Raw genomic sequence first — 12,860 nt, 5'->3', positions numbered from 1 at the left:
TGTCGCACCCGTGCCGGTCGGTCCATCGGCGAAGGCGCGCCGAGAACGTGCGTCAGGGGGCGGCGACCGCGGGTGCGACGCCCGCGGGTCGACCGGCTTCGAGCCGTGCCTTGAGTTCGAACGCCATGGCGCGGCCCGCGACCCGGCGGGCCCGATTGGCCGCGGCCAGCCCGCGCGCCGACTTCGGTTCGGCCGCGGGTTCGGCGTGCAGGAAGTAGTGCAGGATCGCCCCCTCGGGGACTGCCTCGAGCCATACCTCCATGGTGCCGGTCAACGCGCCTGCCACCGTCCAGCGGATGCCTTTGTCGCCACGATCCTCGCGCACGTCGAGGCGCAGATCGGGCCACCAGCGGCGCCAGTTGTTCGCGGCGCTCAGCACCTCGGCGATCGCGGCGCCCGGTGCGGCGAGGAAGGTCTGATCAGCGACCTGGATACTGCTCACCCGGCTGAGCGTAGTGGACGCCACACCGGGTCCGGGCAGGGTGTCACCGCAGCAGTTCCCGCAAGCGGGCGCCCTGACGGTCCCAATGCCAGTTCTGCTCCACCCAAGCCCGGCCCGCGGCGCCCATCTGGGCGGCCTTGTCCCGGTCGGTGAGCAGCTCGACGATGGCATCGCTGATCTGCGAGACCGACCGGCCGTGCACCACGATGCCGGTCTCGCCCTCGCGCACGGTCTCGGGGGCGCCACCGGAGTCGCCGGCCACGACCGGGACCCCGGAGGCCGACGCCTCGAGGAACACGATCCCCAGACCCTCGACGTCGAGGCCCGCCCCGCGCGTGCGGCACGGCATCGCGAACACGTCGGCGATCGTGTGATGGGCGGCCAGCTCGCCCGAGGGCACCCGCCCGGTGAACACCACACTGTTCTGCACGCCGAGGGCCTCGGCCAGCGCGCGCAGCCGCGTCTCGTAGGGTCCACCGCCCGCGATTACCAGCACCGCGCCGTCGACGCGCTCGCGGATCTCGCTCATCGCCACGATCAGCATGTCCTGGCCCTTGCGCGGAACCAGCCTCGACAGGCAGAGCACGGTCGGGCGCTCGCCGAGTCCGTAGCGGGCGCGCAGCTCTTCCCTGGCCGCCGGGTCGGGCCGGAATTCGGTGGGGTCGACGCCCGGCGGCAGATGCTCCAGCGCCGCGCGCGGACCGAAGGCCGAGGCGAAGCGGCCACGGGTGTACTTGCTGACGTAGGTCACCACATCGGTGTGCTCGCCGATCGAACGCAGCACCTGGCGCGATCCCGGCAGCATCGACCAGCCCACTTCGTGACCGTGGGTGTTGGCCAGGATGCGCTCGGCGCCCGCGCGTCGCAGTATCGGCGCCATCACCGCCAGGGGTGCGGCCGCACCGAACCACACTGTGTCGCAACGGTGTTCGCGCAGCAGTGCGCTCGCCCGCTTGATGACCGCGGGGGTCGGCAGCATCAGCGTGGTCGGATGGCGCACCACCTGGAACTTCTGCGCGGCGTCGAACTTCTCGTGGCTGTCACCGCGCCAGCGCGGTGCGTACACCACCAGGTCCTCGGGCGGCAGCTGATTCGACAGTGCCTGCAGATACGACTGGATTCCGCCCGGCCGAGGCGGGAAATCGTTGGTAACCAGCAGAGTTCGGGCCATAAGAGAACAACCTAATCGGTCGGCTGACAGGTGGGCGGACGTGGTCAGGCGTACCCGCGATCGTCATGCAGCGCGACCGCGCAGCCAGGCCCGCCACCCGTCGAGCACCTCGGCGCGCGAGGCCCCGAGCACGGCGGTGAACGTGGCGTCCTGCGCCGCGGGGGACTGCGGGCCGGTGGCCAGTCGCTTGTACAACGTGGTGAGGGCGGTGGTGCCGTAGCGGTCGGCGAGGAACGCGCAGGTGCTCCACGCGCTTTCGTAGGCGTAGGCCGCGTCGACACCGGTGAAGTCGGCATCGGCGACGAGTTCGGTGGGCACGGTGCCCGCACGCAACCGAGTGGTCAGCGTGGGCGCGATCTGGGAGAAGGTGGTCTTCTGATCGCGCTGGGCGACGTACTCGGCAAAACCTTCCAGCATCCACAACGGTGCGCCGTCGGTGGTGTCGGCTCTGGTGGCGAGGTGGGTGAGCTCGTGGCGCAGCAACGTGGCCAGGCCCTCGGTGCCGACGCGCCGCCGCGCGTCGGGGTTGAACACGATGCGCTGGTCGGTGGGCTGGGTGCCCGGAGCGTAGGACCCGGTGAGCGACACGGCGGCCACGTCGGTGCCGGTGGCGCCCGCGGACCTGGTGAGCGCGGTGAATTCGGCGGGCGTGCTCGCCACGACCACGACGGGCGCGCGATTCCAGTCGGTGCCCCACACCGCGCTCACATCCGAAATGGCTCGGCCCAGTTGATGTTCGAGAACATCGAGGTCGGCACGATGGCTGGGATGCGCCACCAGCAGTGCCGGGGAGGCGGCACCGTCGGCGACTTCACGGACCAGGATCGGGCCGTAGGGCTGTAGCTCGCGGCGCACCGGGCTCAGACGCGGATTGTCGAGGCCCTCGGAGGTGTCGAGCACCTCGGCCTCGTCGGTGGCCAGCTGTAACGAGCCCGCGTTGCGCGGCAGCAGGATCAGTGCGACGCACGCTCCGGTCAGCAGCGTGACCGAGGCGAGCGTGATGCAGAATTCGAGGCGGCCGTTCGACGAGAACCACGAACGCAGGCCCGCACGGGGGAGCGGATCGGTCACCGGTCCGGCTCAGTATCGCCGGGCCGAGTGATACGGGGTGGTGTTGATCGGCGCGACAGCGACCGGCACACCGAAAGTGGAGGCGTGCACCATCATTCCGTTGCCCGCGTAGATGCCGACGTGGGTGATGTCGGGATAGAACAGGATCACGTCGCCGGGTAGCAGTTCATCCTTGGACACCGGCGTGCCGTAGCCCGCCTGCTGGGAACTGGTACGCGGCACGTTCTTGCCGACCTGCTTGAACGCCCACTGCACGAGACCGGAGCAGTCGAACTGGTCGGGCCCGGTGGCGCCCCAGACATACGGATCGCCGACGCGGGTGAGCGCGGCGGCCAGCGCGCTGGTGCCGCTGCCGGGAACCAGGCCCGCCAGCAACGAATCACGGTCGAAGCCGGGCGGGAACGGCGAACCGGCCAGGGTCGACTTGTCCCGTGCCGAGAGCTGGCTCCACGCCTCGACCACGGAGGTGGTCGACGCGGCGAGATCCTGGCGTTTGCGCTCGACATCGGCGCGCACCGCGTCGGCGGCGGTGGTCGCGGCATGCGCGGCCTGGGCGGCGGTGCGGGCGATGGTGTCGGCCGCGGTGGCGGCGTCGGCGGCCTGTTTGAACTGGCGGACCGTCTCGGTGGTCTGCTGAGCCAGAACATCCAGCGTCGACATCTTGTCCAGCAACTGCTGTGGTGAACCGCTCGACAGCACGGCGAACATGCTGTTGGTGCGCACGCCGGTATAGGCGGCCACGGCGGTGCGGTCGATCATCGGCTGGAACTTGCGCACTTCGGCGCGGGCGGCCTCGACGACCGCGGAGGTGGCGGCGACCTTGTCGTCGGCGTCGCGTTGCAGCGCGAGCTTGGCGTCGAGGTCGATCTGCGCGGTGAGCGCTTGTTGGTTGAGCTGTTCGGACTGGCGCGAGAGGTCGACCATCCGGGAGATCGCGTCGGTCGCGGTGGTCGGCAGGGCGACGGGGTCGGCGCCGGAGGGGCCGGCGGTGTAGATCGCGCACACCAGGATCGCGGCGGACAGGGTTCCGGCGAAACCACGCGTAGCGTGCGAATTCCGGTGGTGTGCAGTCACAGTGGCCCGTGCCCCGTTCTCTCGTTGTCCGCCGATACAGCGCAATACCTGAGCGCGATCTCCTCGTCAGCCGAGAAGGTCTCGATCAGGTTACGGAACCGCATGCATGCGTGTCCAGTAAAAGGTACGTGCGCCGTCCAACCCAGTGGACGGCGCATATACCCGGGCGATCACTGCGGCTTCGGTGCGCCCTTCCCCGTGAACGACGCACCGTGCCCGACAGATCAGAAGCGGCGAGCACCCGCGAACGGCATCGACGACAGCGACGCGATCTGGACCGGGGTGCCCGCGGTGGAGGCGTGCACGACGTTGCCGTCGCCCGCGTACAGGCCGGAGTGGCCGCCGCCGTAGAACGACACCATGTCGCCGGGCTGGAGCTCGTCGATCGAGATCGGGGTGCCCGCGCCGAGTTGGGCGTCGCTGGTGCGCGGGATGTCCATGCCCGCCTGGGAGTAGGCCCACTGGACCAGACCCGAGCAGTCGAAGGCGTTCGGGCCCGCGGCGCCGTAGACGTAGGGCGAGCCGATCTTGCTCAGCGCGGCATCGAGGGCGATGTCGGCGGCGGTGGCGCGCGGTGCGGTGAAGACCTGCGGTGCGGCCGGGATCTCGATGCCGGGCACGCCCTGGGGCAGCGGAATCTCGTTCGGAACCTCGAACGTGCCGATGCCGGGCACGGTCACCGGGGCGGCCGATGCCGGGGCGGCCGGCAGGAGGAACGCGCCGATGGTGGCAGCGCCGACGGCTCCGACGGCAACGGCACGCTGCGCCTGACGCTTGACGGTGTTGTTCGCCATGATGCGGAACTTCCAATCTGCCCCACGACGCTGTGTCCGTTTGACGCGGCGGGCTTCGTCTCGCTGACCGTTTCCGATCGGCGGGACTCCGTGAGGTCTCGAAAAGGTTACGAAGACATCACGGGGGTTTGTAAAGTCGGACATCGGTCCAATGGGGGTTCCGGCTGATATCACCGGGGAAAGTGTGCGAGCTGGGTCACACACGATCACGAAACGATAACGCCAGGTCACGCCGATCGCGATTTTCGAGTGCTACCGGCGCGTCGCCAATAGGGCTCCCGCGGTGTTTTCCACCTCTCGAATCGGCAAATCCGCAGGTGGTGCGTGCTCGTGATGATCATCGCCGGTTCGCCGCGCGGTCCGCCTCGCGGGCGGCGCGCCGTAAGCCGCGGCGCGCGGAGATTGGTAAGGCCGCTTACCCGTTGAAATCTGGTGAACTCATGTGAATTCGATAAATATGTGAGCCCGGTCACTATTGAGTTTGATCTCGGCCATTTTGTTCGCATCAGAACGAAAGTCTCGCGCCGAATTGTCGGCTTCGGAGTTCGCGGGTCCTCGTTGTGCCGGGTCGCGGGACGGGCTGCTTCGTGGTATCCGCATGCTCGCCGCTTGGCGGGAAAGCCGTTGTGGCGGTTAGGGTACGGCCGAATGTTCGCAGTTAGAAGGGGGCGCGGGTGGCCGACGACCAGGTTTTGACCGACATGCTGACGATGCTGGATCGCAGTCCGGGGGTGCTCGCGCTGCGCGTGTGCGTCATCGAGCTGCTGATCGAACGGGAGCGTTATGCCGACGCGCTGGCCCACTGTGGGACAGCGCTCGGCCACGAACCGGGGAACGCCCAGGTCCTGGCCCTGATGATGCGCTGCACGACAGCGTTGTCCGGTGGTTCTCCAGCGCCTGCCACCCCCTCGGTGGCCGCGACCGCCACCCCCGCGTCCGGCTCGGCCGCCGCATCCTCCGCCGCTCAGCCGGACTTCGACTGGGCCGCCGCCGAGGACGAGGTCGGCGACATCATCGAACCGGCATTCGTGCACGGCGTCCCCACCGAGTTCGTCACCGACGAGGACGCCGCCACCGTCGAACGTCCGACCCTGCGCCTGGCCGATGTCGGCGGAATGGTCGAGGTGAAACAGCAACTGGATCTGACCCTGCTGGGTCCACTGCGCAACCCCGAGCTGGCCAAGGCGTTCGGCACCTCGGCGCGCGGCGGCCTGCTCCTCTACGGCCCGCCCGGGTGCGGCAAGACGTTCATCGCCTCGGCGGTAGCGGGTGAACTCGGCGCCAACTTCTACCCGATCGAGATCACCGACATCCTCGACATCTACACCGGCGCCAGCGAACGCAATGTGCACAGCATCTTCGAGATGGCCCGGCGTAATGCTCCCTGCGTGCTGTTCCTCGACGAGGTCGACGCGCTCGGCCACAAACGCAGCCAGATGCAGGCCTCGACGACCATGCGCACGGTCGTGAACCAGTTGCTCACCGAGATGGATTCGGCCACCCACAGCAATGAGGGGGTGTTCGTGCTCGGCGCGACCAATCATCCCTGGGATGTCGATGTCGCGCTGCGCAGGCCGGGCCGCTTCGACCGGATGATCTTCGTCGGCCTGCCCGATCTCGCCGCCCGCACCTCGATCCTGCACTACCACCTGCGTGACCGGCCCGTGGCAGGCATCGACCTCAATGCCCTCGCGGCCCACACCGACGGCCTCTCCGGCGCCGACCTGGCCCACGTCTGCACCTCGGCCACCCAACTGGCCATGGCCGACTCGATGCGATCGGGCGAGGTCCGCCCGATCGGCATGGCCGACGTGCAGGCGGCGCTGGCCCAGATCCGGCCGAGCACCGGAGCCTGGTTCGAATCCGCTCGCAACGTCGTCGAATTCGCCAACGGCGATGGCAGCTATGACGAACTCGCGACCTACCTCAGACGGATGAAGCGGCGCTGAGACGCCGATGAGCGAACACCAACTCGACCGCGCCGCCGCCTTGATCGACCTGGGCAGGTTCGAGGCGGCGCGAGCGGAGCTGGCGCCGGTGCTGGCGGCCGAACCCGACAACAGCGACGCCCACGCGCAGCTGGCGTACTCCTGGCTGCGATCCGGTGTGAACGCCGCGGCGACCGACGCCGCTCGGGCCGCGCTGCGATCGCACCCCGACAACGTGTTCGCGTGGCGAATCCTCGCGCTGGGCGAATACGGGCTCCTGGGTGAGCGTGTCGACGCCGACCCGACCGCTGCCACTGCCCACGCGGACGAGGCGGTGCGCGCGGCGCGTCGATGCGTCGAGCTCGACCCCTGGTCGGCCGACAGCTATCGAATCCTCGCGACGACGCTGCAGCACCGCGACCGGGACGCCGCGCTCGCGGCCATCGACAGCGCCATCGAGATCGCGCCGGAGAACGCGGTATTCCACGTGGTCCGCGGCCGCGTGCTGTGGCAGGACGCCCGCACGATCGGCAAGCGTGCGGCGGCCGGGCGGGCGGCGATCGAGCACGCGCTGCGCTTGGATCCGGACAACGTCGAGGCCATCTACCTGCTGGGCAACCATGCCTTCCAGCGGCGCCGATGGGTAGAGGCCGAGCGGTGGCTGCGGCGGGCCGCGGAACTCGATCCGGCGTACGGACCGGATGTGCGGGCACTGCTGGCGGAGATACCGAACGAGAACCCGACACCGGTCCCGGTGTCTGCCACCGCGCCGCGGCCGTATCGCGCGGTGAACAATGGTGGCGGCGTCCGGCGCAAACATGTGGTCTGGGCGGCGCTGGTGCTCGTGACGCTGGTGTGGCACGGCGTGCTGGCTGTGGCCGGTGGCTCCGACTCGCCGTCGACCGGATCGACCTCGCGGACAACGACCTACCCGTGGTCCTATTACCGGTTGCCGCCGAGCTACCTTCCGCCGTTGCCGAGTCTGCCGAAGTTCCCGTCGGACCGTTGGCCGACCGGAAACCCCTGGCCGACACCGCGTCCGTCCCTCCCGAACGCGCCGCAGGGCGGTTGAGCCGGGACCGCGCACCTCGCCGGCGACCCGAAGGCCGTGGGACGCGGCCGCGCCCGAACCTCGGGAGGACCGGCCACTGCCGATTCGTTCGACGCGGCGAGCTTGTCGGACCCTCGTCCTACGCTGCTCGCCGTGCCCGATCCCGTTCCGCTCCCGGCTGCCGCTCGGCAGCTGGCCTTCGATGAGCTCGATACCCCGCTGTATGCCACCACTTTCGTCGTCGTCGACCTCGAAACGACCGGGACCAGCGCTGATCGGGACGCGATCACCGAGATCGGGGCGGTGAAGGTGCGCGGGGGAGAGGTGCTGGGAGAGTTCGCGACACTGGTGAATCCGGGCTACGCGATTCCGCCCGCCATCGTGCAGATCACCGGGATCACCACGGCGATGGTGTACGACGCGCCGCGGATCGAGGGGGTGTTGCCGGGGTTCTTCGAGTTCGCGGCGGGGGCGGTGCTGGTGGCGCACAACGCGCGATTCGACACCGCGTTCCTCAAAGCGGCCGCGGCACGTCAGGACATCGCGTGGCCCAATCCGCAGGTGCTGTGCACCGTGAAGCTGGCGCGGCGGGTGCTCACGCGCGACGAAGCCCCGTCGGCGCGGCTCGGGGTGCTCGCGCAGATCCTCGGTGCGTCGACCACACCGACGCACCGCGCGCTCGATGATGCCCGCGCCACCGTCGACGTCCTGCACGCGTTGATCGGGCGGGTCGGCAATCAGGGCGTGCACAGCCTGTCCGAACTGCTCGACTACCTGCCCGGCGTCACCGGAACCCAGCGCGCCAAGCGCACTTTCGCGACCGATCTGCCCGCCGCGCCCGGCGTCTATCTCTTCCGTGGGCCATCGGAGGAAGTCCTCTATATAGGGACGGCGGTGAATCTGCGCCGTCGCGTGCGCAATTACTTCACCGGTTCGGAGACCCGTGGCCGCATGAAAGAGATGGTGGCACTGGCGATTCGGGTCGACCATGTGGTGTGCGCGCACGGCCTCGAAGCGGGGGTGCGCGAGCTCCGGTTGCTGGCCGCGCACGCCCCGCCGTACAACCGCCGCTCGAAGTTTCCCCGGCGCGGGTGGTGGCTCACCCTCAGCGACGAGGCCTTCCCACGGTTGGTAGCCGTGCGCACCCCGACCCGAACAGCATTGGGGCCGTTCAACTCTCGGATCGATGCGGTCGATGTGGGGTCGACGATCGCCGAGTTCGCCGGGATGCGAACCTGCGCCACCCGTCTCACCCGCACGGCGAAACACACCTGCCCACCCGTGGTCGTCGGCGGCTGCCCCGCCGCCCGCCACGACGGTGACCACGACGCGACGAGCTACGCTCCGGCCGTCGAAGCGGTGCGCGACCTGTTCACCGGCCGCGCCGACACCCTGCTCCGCGCGATGATCGATCGCATCGAATCCCATTCCACCGCAGAGCATTTCGAGGCAGCTGCGCGCTTGCGTGACCGCACCGCCACCGTTGTCACAAAACTGCACCGCACCCAGCGTCTCGCGGCCCTGGCTCGTCTCGCGGAACTCGTCATCGCGCTGCCCGACGGTGCGGGCGGCTGGGAATTCTCCGTCATCCGCTACGGCCGGCTCGCCGCCGCGGGCACCGCTGCCCGCGGCACCCCACCGATGGCCGTTGTCGATCAGATCGTCGCCGCCGCCGAAACAGTTGTTCCCGACCTGGGCATCGCGTCGACGGGGAGTGGGACCCAGCATCCACTGGGCGAGTTCAACGACCACATTCCACCCCTGCGCGGAGCCCCACCGGAGGAAATCGGCGTCATCGCTCGCTGGCTCGCCAAACCCGGCGCGCGGATCGTGCGGACCAGCGACGGGTACCGCGAACCGCTGCACGGCGCCGCGCGGTGGGTGGGGTGGGCGCAGCTCGCGCGAACCGCCGCGACCACCAGGAGCGAACAGGAGCAGTACCTCGCCGAACGATGACGAAGCGAGATCGCCCGCTCGATGGACGACTCGGCCCGGTCGAGGCACTACCCGGCGGGTGCGCTCCGGCGTCCTGGGATCATGGACCGGGATTCCGTGTGGCGGGTCCTATGAATGAAGGAGTAGCGGCGGATGTTCGTGAAGGTGTGCGGTCTGACCACCGAGGAGCAGATCGACTGGGCGATCGAGCTCGGGTACTCCGCGATCGGCATCATGGTGACGACGAAGAGCAAGCGCTACCGCACCCCCGGGCAGGCGCGCGCCCTCGCCGACTACGCACGCGGTCGCATCACGACCTTCGCCGTCGCCCTCGAGGCGCGCGAGGTCGCCGATGTGGCCGACGGGTTCGACGTCGTGCAGCTCTACCAGTGGGCCGACCTGCCGAACCTGGCCTTCTGCTCCTCGAACCCGCCCGCCCCCGAGCAGGCCAGCGAATATTTCTTCTACGACGCCAGCGCGGGCTCGGGCGTGTTCGAGGAGTTCCCCGACTGGGTGCGCGCGCAGCCGGGCCGAGTCGTGCTGGCGGGCGGCCTCGACCCGGACAACGTCGCCGCCGTGATCGCCCGGCATCGGCCCTACGGTGTCGACGTGTCCAGTTCGGTGGAATCGGCGCCCGGTGTGAAGAGCTATGACCTGATGCGACGGTTCAAAGCGGCCACCGAGGGGCCGGAAGTTCTAGAGTGATCCCATGATTACCGCGATCGTGATGATCCAGGCGCAGAACTCTCGCATCCCCGAGACCGCGCAGGCCCTCGCCGATACCGAAGGAGTCGCCGAGGTGTACTCCTGCGCGGGCGACGTGGACCTGATCGCGATCGTGCGCGTCCGCGACCACGCGCACATCGCGGAGGTGGTCACCTCGGGCATCGACAAGGTGGACGGCGTGGTTCGCACCACCACCCACATCGCCTTCAAGTCCTATTCCAGCGCCGACGTGGAAGCCGGATTCTCGCTGGGGGAGTGAGCCCTCGGGCTCAGCGCTCGTCGAGCACCTGGGTGAGTTCGGCCCAGCTCTGCAGCAATTTGGCCGCCGCCCCGCTGTCCACGGCGGCGGCGGCGCGCTCGAGCCCGTCGACCAGCGCCGCGTCGAGATCGGAATCGACATCGCCGACCCCGCGGGAAAGGTCGTAGGCCACGATCGCCGCGGCCGAGTTCAACAGCACCGCATCACGAACCGGCCCCGGCGTTCCCGCGAACACATCGCGTGCGACGCGGGCGTTGGCCTCGGCATCCCCGCCGCGCAGGTCGTCCAGGTCCACCCTGACGATGCCGAGCCGCGTCGGGTCGAGCACCGTCTGACGAATCCGCCCACCACTGACCACCCACACATCCGTGAGGTCGGAGGTGGTGATCTCGTCGAGCCCGTCACGTCCACGCACGACCAGCGCACTCGCCCCACGCGCCGCGAACACCCCCGCGATCACGGGCGCGAGATCGGCGAACGCGCACCCGATCAGCCCGGCCCGCGGCTGCGCCGGATTGGTCAGCGGCCCCAGCACGTTGAACACGGTCGGGATGCCGATCTCCTTGCGCGCGGCCCCGGCGAAACGCAGTCCGGAATGGAACAGCGGCGCGAAACAGAATCCGATCCCGGTCTCGCGCACCGACCGCGCCACCGACTCGGGTCCGAGCGCGAGCTTGACCCCCAGCGCTTCGAGCACATCGGCGCCACCGGCCTTCGACGAAGCCGCCCGGTTCCCGTGCTTGACCACCGGCACCCCGGCCGCGGCCACGACCACCGAGGACATGGTCGAGATGTTCACCGACCCCGAACGGTCGCCGCCGGTACCGACGACATCGACCGCGTCCCCGTCGATGCGAACCAGGCGCGCGTGTCCGAGCATCCCGGCCACCATGCCCGCCAGTTCGGTCGGCGTGGGGCCCTTGATCTTCATGGCGACGCCGAACGCCGCGATCTGGGCGGCGGTGGCGTTGTCGGTGAAGATCTCGTCGATCACCCAGGTGGTGTCGTCCGCGGCCAGGTCGCCACCGTCGGCGAGGGTTCCGAGCACCTGGGGCCAGCTGCGCACGCTCATCTGCTGCTTCTCCTTAAACGACACCGTTGCGCCACAGTAGATCGGGCAGGCGGAGGGGGCGCAAGGATATTTGCGCCGTCGGGCAAGTTTACGGGGCGGTGCGCGGCGGTTGCAGCGCGTCCCAACCGTCGGCGACGCCGTCGTGACGCTGGGCGAGCCCGGCCATCCGCGAGCGTTCCTGCGAACAGGTCAGCGGATCGAGCCGTTGTACCCGCTGCAAGATGATCGGAACCAGGTCCGGCGCGGTAGCGGTGGCCTCGGCGCGTTCGTATCCGTCGTATCCGGCGATCTCGCACGCGGCCTCGATCTGGCCGGCGGGTAGCCGCAGATGATGGCGCAACACCGCGTCGGCCTCCCGATCCAGCTCACCGGCGCGGTCCAGCGCGGTCGAACAAGCCTCGACATCGTCGAAACTCGATGCGACCACGACGAGATCGTCGCGCTCCGGGTCCAACTTCCGCGTCGACCCACCGAACAGTCGCCGCCACATCCGCACCACGACCATCGTCGCCTCCTCGTCTCAGCCTATCCACATCCAACGCTGTCACAATGGGTTGTCGCGCGATCGTCGCCAACACGCCGACGGATGTCGTAGACCCCCTCTGTGCGTGGGTTTTCCGACTTGCGCCACAAACTTTCGTACCCGGGTACATGTGTCGTACTACGAAGAGTCATACTTACCCCGTGACGACCGCAGTAGGCACCCCAGGATCGGCCATTACTCAGCGTGTGCATTCGCTGAACCGGCCCAACATGGTCAGCGTCGGAACCATCATCTGGCTGTCCAGCGAGCTGATGTTCTTCGCCGGCCTGTTCGCCATGTACTTCGTTGCTCGCGCGCAGGCGCACGGGAACTGGCCCCCGGAGCCGACCGAGCTGAACATGAAGCTCGCGATTCCGGTGACGGCCGTCCTGATCGCGTCCTCGTTCACCTGCCAGATGGGTGTGTTCGCCGCGGAGAAGGGCGACGTGTTCGGCCTTCGCCGCTGGTACACGATCACCCTGATAATGGGCGCGTTCTTCGTCGCCGGGCAGGGCTACGAGTACTACCACCTGGTGGAGGAGGGAACTTCGATCGCCGGCAGCTCGTACGGCTCGGTTTTCTACATCACCACCGGCTTCCACGGTCTGCACGTGATCGGCGGTCTGATCGCGTTCGTGTTCCTGCTCGTCCGCACCACGCTGAGCAAGTTCACCCCCGCCCAGGCCACCGCCGCGATCGTGGTGTCGTACTACTGGCACTTCGTCGACATCGTCTGGATCGGGCTGTTCGCCACGATCTACTTCGTCCGTTAGCGCGCGGCGCGCACAGCATTTGCACAAGTCGGTTCCGTCTA

The 12,860-nt window shown here is 68.8% G+C and carries 13 protein-coding genes; 6 read left to right on the top strand and 7 right to left on the bottom strand.

Features of this window, described 5'->3' with window-relative positions; all coding sequences use genetic code 11:
* Positions 1-52: 52 nt before the first annotated feature.
* The 5 genes from NS1_RS26270 to NS1_RS26250 form a co-directional block, all read right to left on the bottom strand.
* The gene (locus NS1_RS26270; RefSeq protein ID WP_062988672.1) at positions 53-442 is read right to left on the bottom strand and encodes a hypothetical protein; all 390 of its coding nucleotides are present in this window, start codon (positions 440-442) and stop codon (positions 53-55) included.
* A 43-nt stretch (positions 443-485) separates the two neighbouring features.
* On the bottom strand, positions 486-1,613 hold the full coding sequence (locus tag NS1_RS26265) for a glycosyltransferase family 4 protein (RefSeq protein WP_062988670.1): 1,128 nt from the start codon (positions 1,611-1,613) through the stop codon (positions 486-488).
* Between the two features lie 63 nt (positions 1,614-1,676).
* Positions 1,677-2,684 carry a hypothetical protein gene (locus NS1_RS26260; RefSeq protein WP_062988668.1) on the bottom strand — a complete coding sequence of 336 codons (1,008 nt, stop codon included), beginning with the start codon at positions 2,682-2,684 and terminating at the stop codon, positions 1,677-1,679.
* 9 nt (positions 2,685-2,693) lie between these two features.
* On the bottom strand, positions 2,694-3,758 hold the full coding sequence (locus NS1_RS26255) for an NlpC/P60 family protein (protein ID WP_084504438.1): 1,065 nt from the start codon (positions 3,756-3,758) through the stop codon (positions 2,694-2,696).
* A gap of 224 nt (positions 3,759-3,982) precedes the next feature.
* Positions 3,983-4,552 carry a C40 family peptidase gene (locus NS1_RS26250; RefSeq protein WP_062988666.1) on the bottom strand — a complete coding sequence of 190 codons (570 nt, stop codon included), beginning with the start codon at positions 4,550-4,552 and terminating at the stop codon, positions 3,983-3,985.
* A 674-nt stretch (positions 4,553-5,226) separates the two neighbouring features.
* Here NS1_RS26250 and NS1_RS26245 point away from each other — a divergent pair.
* The 5 genes from NS1_RS26245 to NS1_RS26225 all read left to right on the top strand — a co-directional run bounded on the left by NS1_RS26245 (position 5,227) and on the right by NS1_RS26225 (position 10,451).
* Positions 5,227-6,501, top strand: coding sequence for an ATP-binding protein (locus NS1_RS26245; RefSeq protein ID WP_062988664.1), 1,275 nt, complete (start codon positions 5,227-5,229; stop codon positions 6,499-6,501).
* A gap of 7 nt (positions 6,502-6,508) precedes the next feature.
* Positions 6,509-7,552, top strand: coding sequence for a tetratricopeptide repeat protein (locus NS1_RS26240; RefSeq protein ID WP_062988662.1), 1,044 nt, complete (start codon positions 6,509-6,511; stop codon positions 7,550-7,552).
* Between the two features lie 132 nt (positions 7,553-7,684).
* The gene (locus tag NS1_RS26235; protein ID WP_062988760.1) at positions 7,685-9,487 is read left to right on the top strand and encodes a DEDD exonuclease domain-containing protein; all 1,803 of its coding nucleotides are present in this window, start codon (positions 7,685-7,687) and stop codon (positions 9,485-9,487) included.
* A 132-nt stretch (positions 9,488-9,619) separates the two neighbouring features.
* On the top strand, positions 9,620-10,171 hold the full coding sequence (locus tag NS1_RS26230) for a phosphoribosylanthranilate isomerase (RefSeq protein WP_062988660.1): 552 nt from the start codon (positions 9,620-9,622) through the stop codon (positions 10,169-10,171).
* 4 nt (positions 10,172-10,175) lie between these two features.
* Positions 10,176-10,451: an Lrp/AsnC family transcriptional regulator gene (locus tag NS1_RS26225; protein ID WP_056816554.1), complete on the top strand. Its 276-nt coding sequence runs from the start codon at positions 10,176-10,178 to the stop codon at positions 10,449-10,451.
* Positions 10,452-10,461: 10 nt separating this feature from the next.
* Here NS1_RS26225 and trpD read toward each other — a convergent pair whose 3' ends face one another.
* Both trpD and NS1_RS26215 read right to left on the bottom strand, forming a co-directional pair.
* Positions 10,462-11,523: an anthranilate phosphoribosyltransferase gene (gene trpD / locus NS1_RS26220; RefSeq protein WP_062988658.1), complete on the bottom strand. Its 1,062-nt coding sequence runs from the start codon at positions 11,521-11,523 to the stop codon at positions 10,462-10,464.
* An 88-nt stretch (positions 11,524-11,611) separates the two neighbouring features.
* Positions 11,612-12,028: a hypothetical protein gene (locus tag NS1_RS26215; RefSeq protein ID WP_062988656.1), complete on the bottom strand. Its 417-nt coding sequence runs from the start codon at positions 12,026-12,028 to the stop codon at positions 11,612-11,614.
* Positions 12,029-12,207: 179 nt separating this feature from the next.
* On the opposite strand from NS1_RS26215, the gene ctaE reads away from it, so the two are divergent.
* The gene (ctaE, locus tag NS1_RS26210; protein WP_056816546.1) at positions 12,208-12,819 is read left to right on the top strand and encodes an aa3-type cytochrome oxidase subunit III; all 612 of its coding nucleotides are present in this window, start codon (positions 12,208-12,210) and stop codon (positions 12,817-12,819) included.
* The last annotated feature ends 41 nt before the right edge of the window (positions 12,820-12,860 follow it).

This window comes from Nocardia salmonicida NBRC 13393 (assembly GCF_001613085.1).
Lineage (GTDB): Bacteria > Actinomycetota > Actinomycetes > Mycobacteriales > Mycobacteriaceae > Nocardia > Nocardia salmonicida.
The sequence above is the reverse complement of the archived record's forward strand: the minus strand, read 5'-3'. Positions and strand labels throughout refer to the sequence as shown.

What these genes read in the sequence shown, in the direction of transcription:
- NS1_RS26240 (WP_062988662.1), top strand. Translation starts at nt 6,509, where the DNA reads ATGAGCGAACACCAACTCGACCGCGCCGCCGCCTTGATCGACCTGGGC.
- NS1_RS26215 (WP_062988656.1), bottom strand. Translation starts at nt 12,028, where the DNA reads ATGGTCGTGGTGCGGATGTGGCGGCGACTGTTCGGTGGGTCGACGCGG.
- NS1_RS26265 (WP_062988670.1), bottom strand. Translation starts at nt 1,613, where the DNA reads ATGGCCCGAACTCTGCTGGTTACCAACGATTTCCCGCCTCGGCCGGGC.
- NS1_RS26225 (WP_056816554.1), top strand. Translation starts at nt 10,176, where the DNA reads ATGATTACCGCGATCGTGATGATCCAGGCGCAGAACTCTCGCATCCCC.
- NS1_RS26230 (WP_062988660.1), top strand. Translation starts at nt 9,620, where the DNA reads ATGTTCGTGAAGGTGTGCGGTCTGACCACCGAGGAGCAGATCGACTGG.
- NS1_RS26250 (WP_062988666.1), bottom strand. Translation starts at nt 4,552, where the DNA reads ATGGCGAACAACACCGTCAAGCGTCAGGCGCAGCGTGCCGTTGCCGTC.
- trpD (WP_062988658.1), bottom strand. Translation starts at nt 11,523, where the DNA reads ATGAGCGTGCGCAGCTGGCCCCAGGTGCTCGGAACCCTCGCCGACGGT.